This is a genomic window from Actibacterium sp. (assembly GCF_055134745.1).
The window spans coordinates 25085-45516 of sequence record NZ_JBSRVX010000007.1 but is presented as its reverse complement, the minus strand read 5'-3'; the positions used below and the strand labels follow the sequence as shown (position 1 = coordinate 45516).

Sequence of the window (20432 nt, the reverse complement as noted above, 5' to 3'; positions counted from 1 at the left end):
TGATTAAATTCCCGTTAAACGGGAAAATGACATGTCCCTATGCGAATCAATGTTTTCATAAGGGGCTGGTGGCGTTGCGATTGCACTGGGTGAGATTCGGAAAGCCGGGCGTTATACCGGCGCAATCGCAGGGGTGGACGTGATCAAGACATTGCAGTCATCAGACGCCAGCACGTTGCCCGGCCAGGTGCATCTGCGGATCATGGCCACAACCGACCTGCACATGCATATCTATCCCTACGACTACTATGCAGACCGCCCCATAGACACGGCCGGCCTTGCGCGTGTTGCCAGCCACATCGCCACGATCCGCGCGCAAACCCCCAATACGCTGCTGGTCGACAATGGGGACTTTCTGCAGGGCAATCCGATGGGTGATTACATCGCCTTTGAACGCGGCATGAAGGAAGGCGACCTGCATCCGATCATCGCCGCCATGAATCTGCTGGAATTTGACGCCGCGACACTTGGCAACCACGATTTCAATTTCGGCCTTGGTTTTCTGATGAAAACCCTGGCTTGCGCCCGGTTTCCGGTGGTCTCGGCCAACGTAATCACCCGGCTTGGCGCAGCCCCGCGCGGCGACAAGACCCTGTTGCCCCCCTATACGATTTTGAACCGCTGCCTGAGGGATGGCACAGGCGCCGAATATCCGATCAAGATCGGGCTGATCGGCTTTGTCCCGCCACAGATCACCGGCTGGGATCACGAACATCTGCACGGCAGGGTCTGGTCGCGCGATATCATTGAAACCGCCCGCGCGTATATTCCCCGGATGCAGGAACAGGGGGCAGATATAATCGTTGCCCTGTCTCATTCCGGCATAGGCGCCATCCGGCATATCGACGGGATGGAAAATGCCTCTGTCCCTCTGGCGGCGATTGACGGCGTCGATGCCATTGTCGCGGGGCACAGCCATCTTGTTTTTCCCGCACCTCTTTATCCCGAAAACGATGTCGTGGATCCATCGCGCGGCACCCTGCATGGCAAGCCGGCGACAGTGGGCGGCTTCTGGGGATCGCATCTTGGCCTGATCGACATGATATTGCACCGCGACGCCAATCGCTGGCAGATCGTGACCACGGCATCGCAGGTTCGACCGATTGCGCGGCAAATCCGTGGGGGCCTTGTGCGCCCGCTGGTCGGCAACAATCTTGATGTGGCCGCGACGGCCAGGGCCGATCATATCGGCACGCTGACCTATATCCGCCGCCGCGTCGGCAAGACCTCGGCCCCGATCCACTCTTATTTCGCGCTGCTGGGTGAAGATCCATCAGTTCAGATCGTCGCGCAGGCCCAGGCCGATTTCATTGCTGACGCGATCAGGGGCACCGCGGATGAGGGCCTGCCCATCCTGTCCGTTGCGGCACCCTTCAAGGCGGGCGGCCGGGGCGGGCCGGAAAACTATACCCATATCCCTCCCGGCGATCTGAGCCTCAAGAATGTCGCCGACCTTTACCCCTATCCAAATGCCATACGGGCGCTACGCCTGACGGGGGCGCAGATCAAAAACTGGCTGGAGCACAGCGCGGGCATATTCAATCGCATCCTGCCCGGGAAGCTGGATCAACCCCTGCTGAATCCGGAGTTTCCCGGCTATAATTTCGACGTTTTCAGCGGCGTGACTTATCAGATCGACCTGTCGCGGCCTTGCCACGACGATCCCGATGTCGAAACGCCGCAAAGGTCGGCGGCTGGTCGTATCGTCAATCTGTCTTTTCGCGGCGCGCCGCTGGACCCGCTGGCGGAATTCATCGTTGCAACCAACAGCTATCGCGCCGCAGGCGGAGGCAACTTTCCCGGTGCGGATGGCAGCACGATCATTGCCCAGCCCCCTGATCTGATCCGCGATCTGATCATACGTCACATCGCGGATTGCGAAACATTGGCCCCCACGTCCGGTCGCAACTGGTCCTTCGTGGCGATGCCCGGCACCAGCGTTCTGTTCGATACAGGGCCAGGTGCCGCGCGCCATGCCGATGGCGTTTGCAACGGTGCCATTTCCCCCATTGGGCGCACCCCCGAAGGTTTCATGCGATTCCGCATCTTGCTTTGATCGAAATACAGTCAACTGTGCTAAGAAATGGGCATGCTCTACGCCAGAATCGCCCTAAAGAAAGCGCAAAGGACGGACGAGCGCCCATAATTTGTGCAAGTGCTGATCCGCAGAAGGCCGCGGCATCTCTGCACTCGCACTTGGCGCAGGCGGCGGGCAGGGTCGTAACACAAGAATGGGAGCCAAGCATGTTCACAAAAGTTCTGAGTACATTTGCCGCGCTGGCTGTATCGGCCAGTGCCGCCATCGCCGAAACGAATATCTCTTTCGCGCTGGACTGGAAATTCGAAGGCCCCGCCGCAGCCTATTTCGCCGCGATTGACAACGGTCATTTTGCAAAGGCGGGTCTGGATGTTGAAATCTCGGCCGGTCAGGGATCGCTGGACGCAATCCCCAAGGTCGCCACGGGGGCCTTTCCGGTTGGCTTCGCCGATATAAATTCGCTGATCAAGTTTCTGGATCAAAACCCCGGCGCCCCCGTGATCGCCGCCATGATGATCTATGACAAACCGCCTTTTGCCGTGGTGGGGCGCAAATCGCTGGGCATTACCGAGCCAAAGGATCTGGAAGGCAAGGTTCTGGGCGCGCCGCCGCCCGATGGGGCATGGGCACAGTTCAAACCCTTTGCCACCGCCAACGGGCTGGACATGGCCAAGATCACGGTTGAACCGGTCGGATTCCCGACACGCGAACCGATGCTGGCCGAAGGCAAGGTTGCCGCCATCACCGGATTTTCGTTTTCATCCTATCTGAACCTTGTCCGCCTTGGCGTGCCCGAGGATGACATCACCACCCTGCTGATGGCCGATCACGGACTGGCGCTGTATGGCAATGCGATCATCGTGAACACCGATTTCGCAACCGAGAACCCCGATGTGATAAAGGGTTTCCTGGCCGCCGTTGCCCAAGGCTGGGTTGATGTCATCGCCGACCCGGCCGCCGGTGCGGAAATGGTCATCAAGCGCAATCCGGCCGCCGATCTGGCGCTGGAAACACGCAGGCTTGAAATGTCGATCCGCGATAATGTGGCAACCGATTACACGATGGCCAACGGCATGGGCGGAATAGACCCTGCCCGCATGGCCAAGGCGCTGGAACAGCTTGGCGAAACCTTCACCTTTGCCACGACGCCCGACGCGACGCTTTATTTTACCGATGCCTATCTTCCGGACGGAAACTTTCCGCTCGAATAAGGCATCACACGCGCGGGCGGTGATTTCCTCCTCCTCCGCCCGCGCGCCGAACAACCCTCCACAGCCAAAGGGTGCGATCATGTCTGCCAGCCCGCTGATTGACCTGAAATCCGTCACCCATGCCTATCGCACGGCAAGCGGGCCATTGCCGGTTCTGAACAACCTGAACATCAGCGTGGCCGAGGGCGCGTTTTGCGCTGTGGTTGGCCCGTCGGGTTGCGGAAAATCCACCCTGACGCGGCTGATCGCCGGGCTGATGCGCCCCGATCAGGGCGAGGTGTGGCTGCATGGTGAGCGCGTGAAATCCCCGCGCAAGACGGTGGGCATGGCATTTCAGAACCCGGTTCTGCTGGAATGGCGCACAATATTGCAAAATGTCATTCTGCCGCTGGAAATCGTCGCGCCCAGCATGCCACGCGCCAGGCGTGTGGCCCGCGCCGAAGAATTGCTGGCGCTGGTCGGCCTGTCTGGCTTTGAAGACAAGCGCCCGTCCGAACTGTCCGGCGGCATGCGCCAGCGGGCATCCATGTGCCGGGCCATCGTGCATAAACCCGACGTGCTGATCATGGACGAACCCTTTGGTGCGCTGGATGCCTTTACCCGCGAAGACCTGTGGCAAACGATGCATGCCCTGCGCCGGCAAGAACCGTTCACATCGCTGCTGATCACCCACGACCTGCGCGAAAGCGTGTTTCTGGCCGACGAGGTGGTGGTGCTGTCGGGCCGGCCAGCCACAACGCAACACGTTCTGACGATCGATCTGCCGGGCGAGCGCAAGCTGGAAGATCTGTATCAACCGCGCGCCGTGGAATATCTGGCCACCCTGCGCCACCAGATCCAGATCGCACAGGGCCGTGTCGAAGGGGCCGCAGCATGAACAGCACCTGGGGCAAGATCGCGGTGCCACTGATCGCCATCGCGATCTTTTTGGGGCTTTGGGAATGGATCGTCTGGCTGAAAGGCTGGCCGAATTACAAAATGGCCAGCCCGTCCGATCTGGTCCCGGCATTCTGGAAATTCCGCTGGCTGTTTCTGGAATACGGCTGGCAGACGCTGTGGCGCACCATCGTGGGGCTGATGCTGGCCATCATCGTGGGCACGGGTCTGGGCATGGTGATGGGCTTTTCGCGACTGATGCGCGATGCGCTGTATCCCTTGCTGGTCGGGTTCAACGCGATCCCCAAGGCAACCGTGGTGCCGATTCTGGCGCTGATGCTGATCGGCCAGCACGACCTGAACACGGTGCTGATGGCTTTCATGATCTCGTTCTTTCCCATCGCCGTATCGGTCAGCATCGGGCTTTCGACGTTGGAGCCGGAATATCGCGACATCCTGCGCAGCCTTGGCGCATCGCGCCTGACGATCTTCTGGAAAATCGCCCTGCCCAAGACCCTGCCGGAATTTTTCGGCGCGCTGAAGGTTGCGGTCACATTGGCCTTTATCGGCACCAACCTTATGGAGATTGTCAGTCCTCATGGCCGGGGTCTCGGCGCGCTGTTCGATTCGGGAAAGATCAGCGCCGATTACCCGCTGATGTTCGCGGTGCTGCTGTCTTTGGCGTTTCTGGGGATCGTGCTGTATTACATCGTGGTGGCGCTGGAAAAAATATTCGCAGGTTGGGCCGAACGCCCACAGGGCTGATGCCGATGCTTGCCAAGCCGTTCCCCGGCACCTATGTATCACCCCGAGAGGTTGGCGCGGGCAGGCACCTCGCCAACCCGGTCAGGTCCGGAAGGAAGCAGCCGTAACGAGCCCCGCTTGGGTCGTTGTCCAGCCTCTCACCCTAGCCCCGACGCTGTTACCGGTGCTGGACGCGCGCCGCACCAGCGCATAACCTGCGCCCTGTTCCAGAATCCCATGGGGGCCCATGACCGACACGCCCGACACCGGCTATCAGGTGCTTGCCCGTAAATACCGCCCCGCGACCTTTGCCGATCTGATTGGCCAGGATGCAATGGTGCGCACGCTGAAAAACGCCTTTGCCGCCGATCGGATCGCGCAGGCCTTCATCATGACGGGTATTCGCGGCACCGGCAAAACCACCACCGCGCGGATCATCGCCAAGGGGCTGAACTGCGAAGGGCCGGACGGCACCGGCGGACCAACCACCGATCCGTGCGGGGTATGCGAACCGTGCCAGCGCATCGCCGAAGGCCGGTTCATCGACGTGCTGGAGATTGACGCGGCATCATCCACCGGCGTGGATTCCATCCGTGAAATCAACCGTATGGCGGCAGGCAAACCTACGGCCGGCCGGTTCAAGATCTTTATCATCGACGAAGTGCACATGCTGTCGACCAGTGCCTTCAACGCGATGCTGAAAACGCTGGAAGAACCCCAACCGCACACCAAATTCATTCTGGCCACGACCGAGATTCGCAAGGTTCCGGTCACGGTGCTGTCGCGGTGTCAGCGGTTCGATCTGCGCCGCATCGAACCCGAGGTGATGATCGCCCATCTGCGCGGCATCGCCACGCTTGAAAACGCTGCCATCGCCGATGATGCGCTGGCGCTGATCACCCGCGCCGCCGAAGGTTCGGTGCGCGACGCGATGAGCCTGCTGGATCAGGCGATCAGCCACGGCGCAGGCGAAACCACCGCCGATCAGGTGCGCGCGATGCTGGGGCTGGCCGATCGCGGCCGGGTGCTGGATCTGTTCAACATGATCATGCTGGGCGATGCGGCAGGCGCGCTGAACGAATTGTCGGCGCAATATGCCGATGGCGCCGATCCGATGGCCGTGCTGCGCGATCTGGCCGAGATCACCCACTGGATCAGCGTCATTCAGATCACGCCCGATGCCGCCGATGACCCCACAATCGGCCCCGATGAACGGGCGCGCGGCCAGCATATGGCCGAAAAACTGCCGATGCGGGTGCTGACGCGCACATGGCAGATGCTGCTCAAAGCCCTGGAAGAGGTCGCTGCCGCACCCAATGCGATGATGGCAGCCGAGATGGCGATCATCCGCCTGACCCATGTTTCGACCCTGCCCGCCCCCGAAGACCTGGTGCGCCTGTTGCAGGACACCCCGCCACCGACGGCACCCGGCCCCGGCACATCCGGTGGCCCCGCATCGGCCCCTTCAGGTGTGACCGCCTATAGCAGTCCGCGCGCGTCGGGCCCCACGGGCGGTGGCGGCGGCCCGGTCGCGGCCTTGGCGCAAGCCCCCGAATCCGCGCTGTCACAGTTCACGACCTTCCCTGCCGTCATTGCGCTGATCCGCACCAATCGCGATGTAAAACTGCTGGTCGAGGTCGAAACCTGCCTGCGGCTGGTCAGCTATGTGCCAGGCCGGATCGAATTTGAGCCCACCCCCGACGCGCCCGCCGATCTGGCCGCCCGGCTGGGCAGCCGGTTACAGGCTTGGACGGGCGCGCGCTGGGCGGTTTCTGTCACCGGCAAGGGCGGCGGCGCGACAATTGCCGAAACGCGCGACGCAGAACGCCTGAAACTGGAAGCCGAAGCCAAACAGCACCCCCTGGTTCAGGCTGTCATGACCGCCTTCCCCGGTGCGAGGATAACCGGGATCAAAACCCCCGAAGACCTGGCCCGGGACGCCGCCCAGGCGGCCCTGCCCGAGGTCGAAGATGAATGGGATCCGTTCGAGGAATAAGGAGAGAACTATGTTCAAAGGATTGGGCGGGCTTGGCGATATGGCCAAGATGATGAAGGCCGCACAAGACATGCAGGCCAAGATGCAAACCGTGCAGGAAGATCTGCACGCTATCCATGTAACCGGCGAAAGCGGGGCCGGTCTGGTGCGGGCTGTCTCTACGGCCAAGGGTGAATTGCTTAGCCTGGATATCGACCCGTCAATCTTTTCGGGCGATGACAAGGAAGTGGTCGAAGATCTTATTCTTGCCGCCATCAAGGACGCACAGACCAAGGCCAGCGACCGCGCCAAGGAAGAAATGATGAAAATAACCCAGGCCATGGGCCTGCCCGCCGATATGAAACTGCCGTTCTGACCACGCCGGACGGGGCACGCGTCACCCTCGGCGCGTTGCCCCATCCCTGCCAATCGTGCAGGATTTGCCATAGGCCTCCAATGTCCGATACCGATACAGATATTCAGACCCTGATCGACATGATGGCCCGCCTGCCCGGCCTTGGTCCGCGTTCGGCCCGGCGGGCGGTGTTGCACCTGATAAAAAAACGTGCGCCGCTGATGGCGCCGCTGGGCGCCGCGATGCAATCGGTGGCGGCGTCGGTGCGCGAATGCGCCAATTGCGGCAATATCTGCAGCAGCAATCTGTGCGAGATCTGCACCAGCAACAAACGTGCCAATGGCGAGATTTGCGTGGTTCAGGATGTGGCCGATCTGTGGGCAATGGAGCGCGGAAAGGCATTCAAGGGGCGCTATCACGTGCTGGGCGGCACTTTGTCGGCGCTGGATGCGATCGGCCCCGACGAATTGCGCATCCCCCGCCTGCTGGATCGCATTGGCGCGGAAGGTGTGACCGAGGTGATCCTGGCCCTGAATGCCACGGTCGAAGGCCAGACCACCGCCCATTACATCGCCGACCAGTTGGAAACTGCCGGGGTCAGGGTCACATCGCTGGCCCAAGGCGTGCCGATCGGCGGAGAGCTGGACTATCTGGACGACGGCACGATCAGCGCCGCTCTGAAGGCGCGCAAGTCTGTATGATGCAACCACAGATTAAGTGTTGCCATTACGAGCACACACAATTATACACGCGGTATGAAAACCAGCAGCCGCTTTCCCGTCGCCGTGCATATCCTGACTGCAATTGCCGTTCAGAACGGAACTCCTGTACCGTCTGACATGATTGCCGACAGCGTCAACAGCCACCCCACGGTCGTGCGCCGGTTGTTGACCTCGTTGAACAATGCCCGGATCACGCACGCCCGCATGGGCAGCGGAGGAGGTGCAGTTTTGGCGCGCGCCGCGAATAAGATAAGCCTTCTTGATATATATTCAGCAGTAGAAGAGCCTGGATTGTTCGAGTTTCATCGCAACGGCCCAAATCCGAACTGCATGATCGGGCGAAGCATCCTGCCGGTGCTCAACTGTCATCTGGATGCGGCCAAACAGGCATTCGAAAGCACGCTGCGCGCTACGACGCTGGATACGGTCGTCGCCGATGTCATGGCGCAGGGAAAGATATCCGGCGGGCATTTCATTCAACTGTGAGTTTTTTTAACCAGAACTGTGCTTGTCACAGCCACACAAAAGGAAAGTATCAATGCAGACCCCTAAAATCGCCATTGCCTATCACAGCGGGTATGGACATACCGCAAAACAGGCTCAGGCCGTCGCCGAGGGCGCCAGAACCACCGGGGCAGAGGTGACATTGTTCAGCGTCGATGCGGATTTCGCGGATTGGGATGCGCTGTCAGCCTGTGACGCCATCATCTTTGGCACGCCGACCTATATGGGCGGCCCGTCCGCACAGTTCAAAGCATTTATGGATGCCACATCCAACACAGTCTTCGCCGCGGGCGCATTGTGGAAAGACAAAATCGCTGCCGGGTTCACAAACTCGGCGTCGCGCGCGGGCGATAAATCCGCGACGTTTTCGCAGTTGCGGATATTTTCGGCGCAGCATGGCATGATCTGGGTCGGGCTGGGCTTACCGCCAGCCAATAACTCCACCACCGGGTCCGAGGACGACCTGAACCGTCTTGGCTTTTTCGAAGGGGCCGCTGCGCAATCAAATGCCGATCAGGGACCGGATGTTGCCCCGACCGCGGCCGATCTGCGCACCGCCACCTATCTGGGGACGCGCGTGGCCACAATGACCGCGACATTCCTGAACGGCAAAGCGGCCTGATCCTCGGCTGCAAAAAATAACCCGGCCGTCTGGGCCGGGTTATGCATCAATCAGGCCGCGCGATGCTCTGCATTATTCGTCGTCGTCCTCATCCGCATCGGGCAGGTTGAAAAAGCTGTCGGCATCCGGCAGTGCCTTTTCTTTTTCATCGTCACGCGAGTCTGACAGCGTGAAGGTTTCCAGCCCCGAAATCGCCGACGGCATCTTGGTCTCGCTGACGCCGAGCGACTGTTCGGTCGAGACCAGCTTGCGCCGCTCGTCATCTGTCATCACGGTGCCGCCTTCAGTTTTCTTCGCTGCTTTCTGCACCATCGCATCCAGTTCGAACTGCTTGCACAGGCCCAGCGCGACCGGGTCGATCGGCTGAATATTCGCGATGTTCCAATGCGTGCGTTCACGGATGGCCTGAATGGTCGGCTTGGTGGTTCCGACCAGTTTGGAGATCTGACCATCCGACAACTCGGGATGAAACTTGACCAGCCACAAGATCGAGGCCGGGCGATCCTGCCGTTTTGACAGCGGCGTATAACGCGGGCCACGGCGCTTTTCCTCGCCCACGGCGGCGGCGTTGAACTTCAGCTTCAGATTGCGGGTCGGGTCGGCCTCGGCCTTTTCGATTTCTTCCTGCGTCAGCTGGTTATTGGCGATCGGATCGAAACCCTTCACACCTGCCGCCACATCGCCATCGGCGATACCTTGCACTTCCAGCTCGTGAAAGCCGCAGAATTCGGCGATCTGCCGGAACGACAGCGTGGTATTGTCCACCAGCCATACTGCGGTGGCTTTTGCCATGATCGGTTTGTCCATCGGACCACTCCTTTACACAAATCTCTCCCGTGCCGGGAAAACGGCTCGTCCGGCTGGACGCGATCCTCGTTTTCGGGGAGGTTTGGACCCGTATATAATCACCCGTTGCGACAAGGCAAAGAGAAAATGCGCTGGCTGCTATTGCTGCTTGTATCGGTTCGCCTGGCCCATGCCGATGACCGGCCGGCGGGAGATTTCGATTATTACGTGCTGTCCCTGTCGTGGTCGCCCAATTGGTGCCTGCTGCAAGGGGATGCCCAAGACGCCCCCCAATGCGATCAGCCGCTGGGATGGGTGCTGCATGGGCTGTGGCCGCAATACGAAATCGGCTGGCCCGACTACTGCCACAACCGATATGCCATTCCGACCAAAGCCCAGACCGCCGCGATGGCCGATATCATGGGCGCATCCGGCGCAGCTTGGTATCAGTGGCGCAAACATGGCGCATGCAGTGGATTGCCACCGGACAAATACTATGACCTTGCACGCGCTGCATTCCGAAAGATCGCAAAGCCGGATCTGCTGAACGACCTGCCCCGTGCCGTAACCCTGCCGGCCTCTCTGATCGAAGAGGCCTTCCTGAACGCAAATGCCGGGCTGCACCGGGACGCAATCACCATCACCTGCCGGGCGGATCATATTCAGGAGGCCCGCATCTGCCTGACGCGCGATCTGGAATTCCGCCGATGCGGCCGGGACAGCATCACCGATTGCAGCGCAGAACGCGCCTATTTCGCGCCGATCCGCCAGAAATAGCCACGCAACACGCATTCTCGGCTTTCGGACGCTTCGCCCCGCAACCGCGAAAACATGCTGGTGGGCAATACCATTACGACAACAATATATAGAAAAAGCCCCCATATTTTGTGTTTAGCTCAAAATATGTGCGAAATTTGTTGACTGGGCGAAGTTTTGCTCACTTACTGAATTTCGCAGTGCGACGTTCTGTCGCGCGCGGCTAACTGAACGGGGACAAAAATGTTGGATAAAGCAAAAGCTACCATCAGATCACTTACCGATATCGGCATCGCGCTTCTGGCGCTTGCCATAGTTGCATCGCTTCTGGTCGGGTCATCGAACATGGCCTTTCTGGGCGATGTCGTGGGCAATATCACCGCGCTCGTCGCCAGCCTTGGCAGCGCAGGCCTTGCCGGTCTGATCTCGCTTGGCGTGGTTCTGTGGTTGCTCGACCGGTAAACCACAACTGAAAAGTTCTCTTCCAGCAGCAAGGGCGGCACTATGGAACTGGTAATGAATGTTCTGGGCACGATCCGAAACCTGTTCCTGCGCGGAACCGAGGTGATGGCGGTCCTGATTGCCTTTATCGTGCTTGTCTACATCCTGCTGGGAGAGGACGCAGGCCCCTATGTCATCGGGGTCGTTACCAATTTGTCACTGCTTATCAGCGCGATCACGCCACAGGCGCTGATCGCCGTGGCCCTGGTCATCTGCCTTTACATCGCCATGCGCATGCGACGCTGACGCCGGACGAACGCAACGTCAACCGATACGCAGAACGATCTTGCCGATATGGGCACTGCTCTCCATGCGCGCATGGGCTGCGGCCGCGTCCTCCAGCGCATATTCGGAATCCATCACGGGCGCGATCTGGCCGTCAGACAACAGCGGCCAGACATTGCGCGCCAGTTGTTCGGCAATCGCCGCCTTTGCCAGATCCGACTGCGGGCGCAACGTCGATCCGGTGATCGTCAAGCGCCGCACCATAACCTGTGCAAAGTTCAGTTCGGCCTTGGGCCCTTCCAGAAACGCGATCTGGACCAGCCGCCCATCATCGGCCAAGGCGCGCACATTGCGCGGGATATAGCTGCCGCCGACCATATCCAGAATAACATCAGCGCCACCCGCAGCGCGCAGAATTTCCACGAAATCCTCATCGCGATAGTTGATCGCCCGATCTGCCCCCAGCCCTGCGCAGGCCGCGCATTTTTCAGCGGATCCGGCGGTGGCGAACACTTTCGCGCCAAACAGCTTGGCCAGCTGAATTGCGGTGGTGCCGATCCCGGACGATCCCCCATGCACCAGGAATCGTTCCCCCGAGGCCAGCCCTCCGCGCATGAAGACATTCGACCAGACTGTAAAAAAGGTTTCGGGCAGGCAAGCCGCCGCCCGCAGGTCCATCCCCTTGGGCACGGGCAACGCATGGGCGGCGGGGGTCGCCACATATTCCGCATAGCCCCCCCCGGGCAACAACGCGCAGGCCTGATCGCCAATGGCCCATTCTGTTACGCCTTTGCCCAGTGCCACCACCTCACCCGCGCCCTCGAGCCCGGGCAGGTCAGACGCGCCGGGCGGTGGCGCATAATTACCGGCGCGCTGCAACGTATCGGGCCGATTGACGCCGGCATAAGCCAGACGGATCACAATCTCGCCCTCAGCCGGGCGGGGCACCGGGCGGTTGGCGGGCCGCAAGACCTCGGGGCCACCATAGGATGAAATTTCCACGGCGCGCATTGTATCGGGAAGGGTCATGTCGGATCCTGTGTGGAAGGGGTATATCGGCCCGGCAAGTCAGATCGCCGCCCGGCGGGCGCACGCACTTGGCACAACAGCCGATCCGGCACGGCCAAAAGCGGTTTCAACAGCGGATTTTCCCTGACCCGGGATTTGAGCTTTTCAAACTGCATAACGTTTTCGATGCGTCGATCGAGAAACTCCCATGTGCTGGCATGGTCGGCACTGTCATCGCCAAGCCAGTACAGCAGCGTTGCCCCATAGACGCCCGACAGGCTGGCGCGCTTGGTATACCAGTTTACATCATCCGCCGTATCGCCCAGCGCGGTCCAGACCAGATCGGCGGTGCCCCACAGCGCCCGCGCCCCTTCGGCCGCATGCTGTGGCAGGGCAAACATCGTCGTTGCCCGGCGCGCGGCCTCTTTATCCGGGATCATCGACAGACGATACCGGATGGCCGCCGCCACCCGGTCACGAAACCGCATCGCCGTCAGATCCTGCCCGGCCAGCCAATCCACCATCATCCGGTCGCCGCGCTGGTGCAGATGCACCGCAAGATCAACCGCCCCATGCGGGCAGACGGCACGGGCCAGCGCCGGATCGGCGCCGATATCGCGCAAGGCCGCCGCGAAGGTCGCGGATGTCCAGCCATCAAAGGCCACATGTGGCAAGGCTGCATCCAGCAGCCGGTCTTTCAGGTCATCCATCCCGATGAAATCGGTTGTCATGGCAGGCTCCTGTTCAGGTCGGGCTTCACTGTAGACAACATAAGCCGGGTTTGCTATACGGCCACTTCCTGCAAACCAACCGAAACTCCAGACTAGAAAGGTGGTGAAAACCACATGCAGGTCAGTGTTCGTGACAACAATGTCGATCAGGCGCTTCGTGCCCTGAAGAAGAAACTTCAGCGTGAGGGTGTCTTTCGCGAAATGAAGCTCAAGCAGCATTTCGAGAAACCTTCGGTCAAGAAAGCGCGCGAAAAGGCAGAGGCGATTCGTCGTGCCCGCAAGCTCGCCCGGAAAAAGGCCCAGCGCGAAGGCGGTCTGTAAGGCCGTTCACGACATGCGAACCGGGGCTTTGCCCCGAAACGACGACCCCCGCGGCATCGCCCGGGGGTTTGTTGTTTTCAGCCTCCGCTCAGACCATTGCCGGACTTGGCGCAACGCACTGGCCATGCTAATAATGCACCAATAGTCAGACCAATGGGGTTTGCCATGAACAATCAACCCGCCAAAGCCTTTGCGCCCGTAAAGACCAAGCGCGCCTTCGAAGAGGTCTGCATACAGATCAGAAACGAGATTCAGGCCGGAAATCTGGGCGTAGGCGACAAACTGCCCGCAGAACGGGAACTGGCCGAGCAGTTTCAGGTCAGTCGATCGACAGTGCGCGAGGCCCTGCGCACCCTGGAAATCGGGGGTGTCGTGTCGCTGCACAAGGGTGCCCATGGTGGTGCAGTGGTCCAAAGCGGCGATATTCGCCCTATCACCCAGACATTGCAGGACCAGTTGTCGCTGGGCAGCATATCCCTGCAGGATTTCACCGAGGCCCGCGTCAGCCTGCAGCGCGAGATCATTCGCCTGGCCTGCGATCGCGCCACCGAAGACGATTTCGCCGCCCTGGCGGAAAACGTGGCCCGCACACGCGAAACCACTGCCGCTGAAAACATGGATGAACGCACAAGGTTGAACGTCGAGTTTTACAGCCTTCTTGCCAGCGCCACCAAGAACAAGGCGATGAGCGTTCTGATGAGCGCCATCACCGAACCTCTCAGCTTTTATATCCGGCAGATAGGCCATGACCGCAGTTGGGACGTGGCAGCATCGCGCGAAAAATTCTTGACCCACCTTCGCGCCCGTGATGCCGAAGCGGCAATCGCCGAAATGGTCGACCACATGGAACGCCTGCACAGCTTCCTGTTGACCCGGCTAAACGCTGCGTGAGCGGATGGAAGTTTATATTGCGCCAATGGTCAGGCCATTGTAATAATCCCGCGATTACCGGAATCAGCGATCCCGTCAGCCAAAAGGAAGGCCCATGAAAGTCAGCGACTATCTGTCGATCCCCTACATGATCGAAGCAGAGGCGGTTGAGGGCGACGATGGCGAATGGTGCCGCCGGCTCAGCTATCCCGAACTGGCAGATTTCAAGGTCGATACGCTGGACGTGGAAACCGGCCTGCGTCAGTTGGAGGTTCTGCGCATCCGCGAAATCATCCGTCAATTGCGCAGCGGAACCAAACCGCCCATGCCGCGCCCGCCCTTGCGCAACAGCGATCCCGAATGGCTGGCCCGCAATCTGGGCATCTGGGACGAAATAAGCGGCGTCCTTGACCTGACCGAAGACCAATTGGCCCGCATGCACTGAAATTTCAGGCAGCCGCCCCCAACAACGCAGACATCAGAGAGGAGCCAGAAATGCTGACACATGAAGAGAACGAGACGCTGGTCCGGGTTGGCCCGGGCACGGCCATGGGCAACCTGTTCCGCCTTTACTGGATCCCGTTCCTGCCCGGCAAGGACATCGTCGCCGATGGCCAGCCGCAACGCGTGCGCCTTCTTGGCGAAGATCTGGTGGCCTTCCGCGGCACCGATGGCAAGGTTGGCCTGGTCGATCACCAATGCCCGCATCGCGGCGCGCCCATGGTCTATGCCCGCAACGAAGATTGCGGCCTGCGCTGCGTCTATCACGGCTGGAAATTCAATGCCGATGGCGGCGTTGACGACATGCCCGCCGAACCCGTCCGCAGCCGCCTGAAAGAGCGCGTCAAGATCAAGTCCTATCCGGTGCAGGAACGCAACGGCATGCTGTGGGCCTATATGGGCCCCGAGGACGAGGCAAACCGACCGCCGCTGCCGCATCTGGAATGGAACATGGTTCCCGAAGAAAACGCGGTGGTCACCGTGCGCGTGCAGGAATGCAACTGGCTGCAGGCGCTGGAGGGCGAAATTGATTCAGCCCATGCCCCGATCCTGCATGGACGCATCGACGATGGCGGGTCGATCAACCAATGGGTGGCCAAACGCGATCTGCGACCGACCTTCGAATGCATCCGCCAGGATTTCGGCATGAGCATCGCCTCGCGCCGCGTGCTGGACGATGACAAGCTGTACTGGCGCGTCAATCAGTTCGTGATGCCCTTCTATTCGATGGTGCCGCCGCAGGCGAAATATTCCGAACTGAGCGGCCATGCCTGGGTTCCCATCGACGATGAACACACGCTGTGCATCATGTTCTCTTACGTGCCGCACCATGAAATGTATGCCAGAACCCGTGAATTGTTCATCAATGGTCACCAGGGCCGCGAAACCGGGCATGCCAGCAAGGAAGCCTATGTGAAAATGCCGCCCATCACCCCCTATGCCAATTACTGGACAAAATATAACCGGGCCAACGGTTATCAGTTCGACTTTGCATCGCAGCAAACGACTTATTTCTCGGGTTTGCCGGGGCTTTGGGTTCAGGATGCGGCCTGCCAGTCGGGCGAACAGGCAGTCTATGACAGGACCAAGGAAAACCTGTGCACCAGCGATACCGGCATCGCCATGACCCGCCGGGTATTGCTGGAACATGCCGGCGCACTGCGCGACGAAGGCGTCAAGCCGACCCGCCAGGACGACCCCGAACTGTATATGGTGCGGGCGGTTTCCCTGACCCTGCCCAAGGACGAGGTCTGGAGCGAGGCCGGCGCAGAACACATGACGGCTGTGCTGGGCAAGGATTTCGGCTACGCATTGTGACACCATCCGGCATGACGGCCGCGCGCCGTCATGCCGCCACATTGAATTCCTGGGGGCCTTATGACCGCAGATATGAGCGTGCGCATCCAGCAGATGCGCTATGAATCCGAAACCGTAATGTCTGTTCAGCTGGCGCCGGTCGAACCAGGCAAGACCTTTCCGAAATTCGGGGCTGGCGCCCATATCGACATGCAGTTCAGCCCAACCCTGCGGCGCAGCTATTCGCTGTGCGATCTGTCCGATGGCAGCACGCTTACCGTCGCGATTCACCGCGATCCCAACAGCCGCGGCGGATCGGAATATGTGCATGAAAAACTGCGTGTCGGTGACATCATCACGATCTCACCGCCCAAGAACAATTTCCGCCTGCACGAAGACGCCGAAGAAACGATCCTGTTCGCCGGCGGGATCGGTATCACCCCGATCCTGTGCATGATCCGCAAGCTGCAGCAAAATGGCCAGAACTGGACATTGCATTATGCCGCCCGCAACCGCAACGTGGCGGCCTTTACGGCTGAATTGACCAGGCTGGATGGCGGGGCCGGGCGGGTGCATTTCCATTTCGACGATGAACAGAACGGTGCCCTTCTGGATATCGCGGGCATCGTGAAGACGGCGCATATCGACACGCATTTCTATTGCTGCGGCCCGGTGCCCATGCTGAACGCCTTTGAACAGGCCACCGCCAAGGTCGATCCAAAATGCGTGCATCTTGAATATTTTTCGGCACAGGAAGAAGCCGCACGTGAAGGCGGGTTCGAAGTGGTGCTGGCGCGCAGCAAGAAATCGTTCCACATCCCGCCAGGCAAAACCATTCTGGATGTGTTCATCCACGAAAAGGTCAACGTTCCGTTTTCCTGTTCCGATGGCGTGTGCGGCACCTGCGAAACGCGGGTGATCGAAGGCATACCCGACCATCGCGATTCCTTCCTGACCGATGATGAAAAGGAAGGAAACGCCACCATCATGGTTTGCTGTTCCGGATCGAAAACCGCAAAACTTGTGCTGGATTTATAAACCGCCCCAAAGTCTGATAAATTGCGACTTTTGTGCGGTCTGACCATTGGCAAACTCGATACCGCGGTGCAAACTGTGTTTTGAATAAGGGTTCCAATACAAGGTCACACATCAATGAACGTCGCCGAAGCCGTAGACAAGCGCATGTCTGTCCGTCAGTTCCTGGACAAGCCCGTACCGCGCGAAATGATCGAGAAAATTCTGGAGCTGGCAGCGCGCGCGCCCTCGGGCGGCAATCTGCAACCCTGGCACGTCTGGGTGGTCGGGGGCGATGATCTGAAGACATTCACCGCCGACATCACGGAACGCCGCAAAACCAAACCGCGCGGCGAAGGCGCGGAATACATGATCTATCCCAAGGACTTGAAAGAACCCTATCTGGCGCGGCGCTTTCAAAATGGCGAAGAACTGTATTCCACCATCGGCATCCCGCGCGAAGACAAGCCGGCGCGGTTGAAACAGTTCGCCAAGAACTTTGAACTGTTCGGCGCCCCTGTCGGCATCTTCTTTGCGATCGACCGCCAGATGGGGCCGGGACAATTCGCCGATATCGGAATGTATATGCAAACGATCATGCTGCTGGCCGTGGAACACGGCCTTGGCACCTGCGCACAAGAGGCCTGGGCCAACTGGAACCAGGCGCTGACCGATTTTCTGGAAATGCCACAGGATCTGATCATCTTTGCGGGCATCGCCATCGGATATCCCGACGAAAACCACCCGATCAACGCGCTGCGTACGTCACGCGCCGATACGTCGGAATATGTCACCTACAAGGGGCTCTAGAAGCCGATGGATATGGGCGATATCCAGAAATGGGTCGGAAACAGCATCACCACCGAAGAACATATTGCCCCGAACTTGATACCTAACTTTCGGGCAACCCTTGAACAGAATGCCTTTGATGGTGATGCGGATATTGCCCCGCTGGGGCTGCATTGGTGTCTGGGCGGGCCTTGGGTGCCGATATCGCAGCTGGCCCCTGACGGTCTGCCGCTTCGCGATCCCCTGCGCCCGGCGGTGCCGCTGCCGCTGCGCATGGCAGCCGGAGGTGATATCACCTTTCACGGCGATCTGCCGGTGCAGGGAAAGGTCATGTGCCGCTCGCGGATTGAATCAATCGAACTCAAAGAGGGCCGGTCGGGACAGCTGTGCTTTATGACGATTTCCGACAGCTATGAAACCGGCCAAGGCCTGGCCCTGGTCGAAAACCGGGTCGTGGTGTATCGCGACAATCCCAAACCCGGCACCCCCACAAGCCCGCCACCCCCCAAACCGGCCACCAAAGCCTCGCGCACATGGGACGTCACACCCAGCACTGTGTTGCTGTTCCGCTTTTCGGCGCTGACCGGCAATGCGCACCTGATTCACTATGACGAACCCTATGCGCGCACTGCCGAAGGGTATGACGGGCTTCTGGTGCATGGCCCCTTGCAGGCCACGCTTCTGCTGAACTTTGCGGCACAGGCCGGTGGCCGCCGTCCCGACCGGTTCAGCTATCGCGCCATGTCACCGATGATTGCCCGTGGGCAGGTGCGGTTCTGCGCCGGTGAGAACACAGATGGCACGATCACGCTGTGGTCAGAAGATGCCGATGGCAAACCCTGCATGTCGGCAAAGGCAAGCTGGACCTGAACGCCTAGATCGCGCGCCAGACATCACCGTCTGCCCGAACAAGCCCGGCGCGTTCCAGCTTGGCCAGATGCGCCTCGACATTGCGTTCGGCGGCCCACATCAGCTTCTCATCCGGCTTGTGATACAATTCAGCCGCGATTTCAGGCGCTGTCGCGGGGGCCATCCGGACGCGCGCCAGAATTTCCGTTTCGCGCTTTACGCGGTGTGCCAATAATTGCCGCACATAAGGCGCGGGGTCGGCCAACGCCGGGCCATGCCCCGGCAGAAACAACCTGTCGCCTCTTTCGACAAATCGCTCCAGTTGCACGACATAATCCCCCATATCGCCATTGGGCCGCATGATCATGCTGCTGGACCAGGTCATGATATGATCCCCGGTGAACACTGTTCCGTCACTTGTCGCCAGGCAGATGTGATCGACAGCATGTCCAGGCGTGTAAAGGACCGTCAATCCGGCAAAGGTGTGGCCATCGCGCAAGGCGACATCGGGCTGAAAGGTATCATCGGCAAAACGGTCAGAGGCATAGACCGCCAGCCCGGTCGCCGCCTTGATGCGCGGCACCAGCCCGAAATGGTCGGAATGGTTATGAGTCACGATAATACCCGCCGCCCCATCGATCTGCCCCATCAGGAAATCGAAATGCGGCTCGTCCGAGGCCGGACCGGGGTCGATCACGAATAGACCCATATCGGTATCAACCAGATAGGTATTCGTGCCGTGATACGTCATTCCACTGGGGTTGTTGGCGACCACGCGGCGGATACCGGGGGCCACTTCGACAGCAGTTGCGCGCTGGGGTTCGGGTTCTGTGAAAAAGGCCAAAGCATCACCTGTATTGCGGGCGCCCGGCCCTTGTTTCAATCCGCCACGAAGGATTTTGCTCTGGCGCTGCTGCGCACGCCAGCAAAGAAGGCCGACCCGTGGCTTGCCAATGCCAGCTCGGTTGCCGCTGCCTGCAGAAACGGCTTCAGCGTCTCCATCCGCTCTGGCGTCATCCGTACCGAGGGCCCCGCCAGCGACAACGTGCCAATCGCCTGCTGGCTTTTGCCCAGCATTACGGGCACCGCCATGGCGGCGATTCCATCGACATAGGTATCCACCGCAATGGCATAGCCGCGCTGACGGGCATCATCCAGGCGCTGCACGAATTCCTGCGGTGTCTTGGGGGTATTCTTGTGCGGGCTTTGGTTGCGCAATTTCGCGTTATGCTGTGCAAGAACGGCCAGCGCCTCGTCATCGGACATCGTGGATAGCCAGGCGATGCCATTCGCTGCTGCGGCCAGGTTCGTGATCACGCCCTGATCCCAGACCGGATCATAGCGAAGCCCCCCCGGCGCGCCCTGTGCGCTGGTCACCCAGATCAATTGCCCGTCTTCCACGATGCTCAGCCTGACCAGTTCCTGACACTGCTTGGACAGGTTATCCAGAATCGGGAATGCCAGATCGGTCACGCCGCTTTGTTCCAGAAACGTCATGCCCAGCGAAGAAATCTTCATCGTCAGGCAATATTCGCCATGCTGCCGGGTCTGGCGGACATAGCCTTCCTCCAGCAAGGTGGTCAGCAGGCGATGCGCGGCACTGGCTGGAATGTCCAGCCGTTCCGCGATGGTGCTGACGGGCACACCTTCGGGCTGATTGGCCAGAAATTCAAAAATCGCGAGCGAGCGTTTCAGGGCGTTGCTCATCACTACCTCATCCTGTGGTGCAGGCGCATAT

At 60.0% G+C, this 20432-nt stretch carries 24 protein-coding genes and 1 other RNA gene; 20 read left to right on the top strand and 5 right to left on the bottom strand.

Features of this window, described 5'->3' with window-relative positions; all coding sequences use genetic code 11:
* The first annotated feature begins 139 nt into the window (after positions 1-139).
* From ACTCHC_RS01475 to ACTCHC_RS01430, 10 genes are all read left to right on the top strand, one after another.
* Positions 140-2056, top strand: coding sequence for a bifunctional 2',3'-cyclic-nucleotide 2'-phosphodiesterase/3'-nucleotidase (locus ACTCHC_RS01475; RefSeq protein ID WP_463020674.1), 1917 nt, complete (start codon positions 140-142; stop codon positions 2054-2056).
* Positions 2057-2244: 188 nt separating this feature from the next.
* Positions 2245-3249 carry an ABC transporter substrate-binding protein gene (locus ACTCHC_RS01470; RefSeq protein WP_463020673.1) on the top strand — a complete coding sequence of 335 codons (1005 nt, stop codon included), beginning with the start codon at positions 2245-2247 and terminating at the stop codon, positions 3247-3249.
* Between the two features lie 79 nt (positions 3250-3328).
* Positions 3329-4126: an ABC transporter ATP-binding protein gene (locus ACTCHC_RS01465; protein ID WP_463020672.1), complete on the top strand. Its 798-nt coding sequence runs from the start codon at positions 3329-3331 to the stop codon at positions 4124-4126.
* Entirely contained in the window at positions 4123-4890 is a 768-nt protein-coding gene (locus ACTCHC_RS01460) for an ABC transporter permease (protein ID WP_463020671.1), read from the top strand. The genes ACTCHC_RS01465 and ACTCHC_RS01460 overlap by 4 nt, the downstream gene beginning before the upstream one ends.
* Before the next feature lie 45 nt (positions 4891-4935).
* An RNA gene (gene ffs, locus ACTCHC_RS01455) (signal recognition particle sRNA small type) lies at positions 4936-5032 on the top strand.
* A gap of 84 nt (positions 5033-5116) precedes the next feature.
* A complete protein-coding gene (locus tag ACTCHC_RS01450; RefSeq protein WP_463020670.1) occupies positions 5117-6865 on the top strand; it encodes a DNA polymerase III subunit gamma/tau in 1749 nt (582 codons plus the stop codon).
* Positions 6866-6875: 10 nt separating this feature from the next.
* Positions 6876-7220 carry a YbaB/EbfC family nucleoid-associated protein gene (locus tag ACTCHC_RS01445; protein ID WP_463020669.1) on the top strand — a complete coding sequence of 115 codons (345 nt, stop codon included), beginning with the start codon at positions 6876-6878 and terminating at the stop codon, positions 7218-7220.
* Between the two features lie 80 nt (positions 7221-7300).
* Positions 7301-7900, top strand: a complete 600-nt coding sequence (recR, locus tag ACTCHC_RS01440) for a recombination mediator RecR (RefSeq protein WP_463020668.1) — start codon at positions 7301-7303, stop codon at positions 7898-7900.
* A 54-nt stretch (positions 7901-7954) separates the two neighbouring features.
* The gene (locus tag ACTCHC_RS01435) at positions 7955-8407 is read left to right on the top strand and encodes an Rrf2 family transcriptional regulator (RefSeq protein ID WP_463020667.1); all 453 of its coding nucleotides are present in this window, start codon (positions 7955-7957) and stop codon (positions 8405-8407) included.
* Positions 8408-8459: 52 nt separating this feature from the next.
* Positions 8460-9047 carry a flavodoxin family protein gene (locus ACTCHC_RS01430; protein ID WP_463020666.1) on the top strand — a complete coding sequence of 196 codons (588 nt, stop codon included), beginning with the start codon at positions 8460-8462 and terminating at the stop codon, positions 9045-9047.
* Positions 9048-9119: 72 nt separating this feature from the next.
* Here the strand turns inward: ACTCHC_RS01430 and ACTCHC_RS01425 are convergent, their stop codons facing one another.
* Positions 9120-9854, bottom strand: a complete 735-nt coding sequence (locus ACTCHC_RS01425) for a DUF1013 domain-containing protein (protein ID WP_463020665.1) — start codon at positions 9852-9854, stop codon at positions 9120-9122.
* Between the two features lie 126 nt (positions 9855-9980).
* On the opposite strand from ACTCHC_RS01425, the gene ACTCHC_RS01420 reads away from it, so the two are divergent.
* The 3 genes from ACTCHC_RS01420 (at position 9981) to ACTCHC_RS01410 (ending at position 11336) form a co-directional block, all read left to right on the top strand.
* Complete coding sequence (locus ACTCHC_RS01420) at positions 9981-10610, top strand: ribonuclease T2 family protein (protein WP_463020664.1); 630 nt, start codon at positions 9981-9983, stop codon at positions 10608-10610.
* 222 nt (positions 10611-10832) lie between these two features.
* The gene (locus ACTCHC_RS01415; RefSeq protein ID WP_463020663.1) at positions 10833-11051 is read left to right on the top strand and encodes a hypothetical protein; all 219 of its coding nucleotides are present in this window, start codon (positions 10833-10835) and stop codon (positions 11049-11051) included.
* A 42-nt stretch (positions 11052-11093) separates the two neighbouring features.
* Positions 11094-11336: a hypothetical protein gene (locus tag ACTCHC_RS01410; RefSeq protein WP_463020662.1), complete on the top strand. Its 243-nt coding sequence runs from the start codon at positions 11094-11096 to the stop codon at positions 11334-11336.
* An 18-nt stretch (positions 11337-11354) separates the two neighbouring features.
* Here the strand turns inward: ACTCHC_RS01410 and ACTCHC_RS01405 are convergent, their stop codons facing one another.
* Positions 11355-12344, bottom strand: coding sequence for an NAD(P)H-quinone oxidoreductase (locus ACTCHC_RS01405; RefSeq protein WP_463020661.1), 990 nt, complete (start codon positions 12342-12344; stop codon positions 11355-11357).
* On the bottom strand, positions 12341-13054 hold the full coding sequence (locus ACTCHC_RS01400) for a COQ9 family protein (RefSeq protein WP_463020660.1): 714 nt from the start codon (positions 13052-13054) through the stop codon (positions 12341-12343). Before ACTCHC_RS01400 ends, ACTCHC_RS01405 begins: the two co-directional genes overlap by 4 nt.
* A 114-nt stretch (positions 13055-13168) precedes the next feature.
* Between ACTCHC_RS01400 and rpsU the strand changes: the two genes are divergently transcribed.
* The 7 genes from rpsU (at position 13169) to ACTCHC_RS01365 (ending at position 18715) form a co-directional block, all read left to right on the top strand.
* Positions 13169-13375: a 30S ribosomal protein S21 gene (gene rpsU / locus ACTCHC_RS01395; protein ID WP_230799561.1), complete on the top strand. Its 207-nt coding sequence runs from the start codon at positions 13169-13171 to the stop codon at positions 13373-13375.
* 165 nt (positions 13376-13540) lie between these two features.
* Positions 13541-14266: a FadR/GntR family transcriptional regulator gene (locus tag ACTCHC_RS01390; RefSeq protein WP_463020659.1), complete on the top strand. Its 726-nt coding sequence runs from the start codon at positions 13541-13543 to the stop codon at positions 14264-14266.
* Between the two features lie 94 nt (positions 14267-14360).
* The gene (locus tag ACTCHC_RS01385) at positions 14361-14690 is read left to right on the top strand and encodes a hypothetical protein (protein ID WP_463020658.1); all 330 of its coding nucleotides are present in this window, start codon (positions 14361-14363) and stop codon (positions 14688-14690) included.
* Positions 14691-14740: 50 nt separating this feature from the next.
* Entirely contained in the window at positions 14741-16063 is a 1323-nt protein-coding gene (locus ACTCHC_RS01380) for a Rieske 2Fe-2S domain-containing protein (RefSeq protein WP_463020657.1), read from the top strand.
* Positions 16064-16123: 60 nt separating this feature from the next.
* The gene (locus ACTCHC_RS01375) at positions 16124-17080 is read left to right on the top strand and encodes a PDR/VanB family oxidoreductase (RefSeq protein ID WP_463020656.1); all 957 of its coding nucleotides are present in this window, start codon (positions 16124-16126) and stop codon (positions 17078-17080) included.
* A 114-nt stretch (positions 17081-17194) separates the two neighbouring features.
* Positions 17195-17866 (top strand): nitroreductase, encoded by a 672-nt coding sequence (locus ACTCHC_RS01370; protein ID WP_463020655.1) that lies wholly within the window; start codon positions 17195-17197, stop codon positions 17864-17866.
* Between the two features lie 12 nt (positions 17867-17878).
* Complete coding sequence (locus ACTCHC_RS01365) at positions 17879-18715, top strand: HTD2 family dehydratase (RefSeq protein ID WP_463020654.1); 837 nt, start codon at positions 17879-17881, stop codon at positions 18713-18715.
* Between the two features lie 4 nt (positions 18716-18719).
* Here ACTCHC_RS01365 and ACTCHC_RS01360 read toward each other — a convergent pair whose 3' ends face one another.
* Together ACTCHC_RS01360 and ACTCHC_RS01355 are read right to left on the bottom strand one after the other, a co-directional pair.
* Positions 18720-19538, bottom strand: a complete 819-nt coding sequence (locus ACTCHC_RS01360; RefSeq protein WP_463020653.1) for an MBL fold metallo-hydrolase — start codon at positions 19536-19538, stop codon at positions 18720-18722.
* Between the two features lie 35 nt (positions 19539-19573).
* On the bottom strand, positions 19574-20401 hold the full coding sequence (locus ACTCHC_RS01355) for an IclR family transcriptional regulator (protein WP_463020652.1): 828 nt from the start codon (positions 20399-20401) through the stop codon (positions 19574-19576).
* Between the last annotated feature and the right edge of the window lie 31 nt (positions 20402-20432).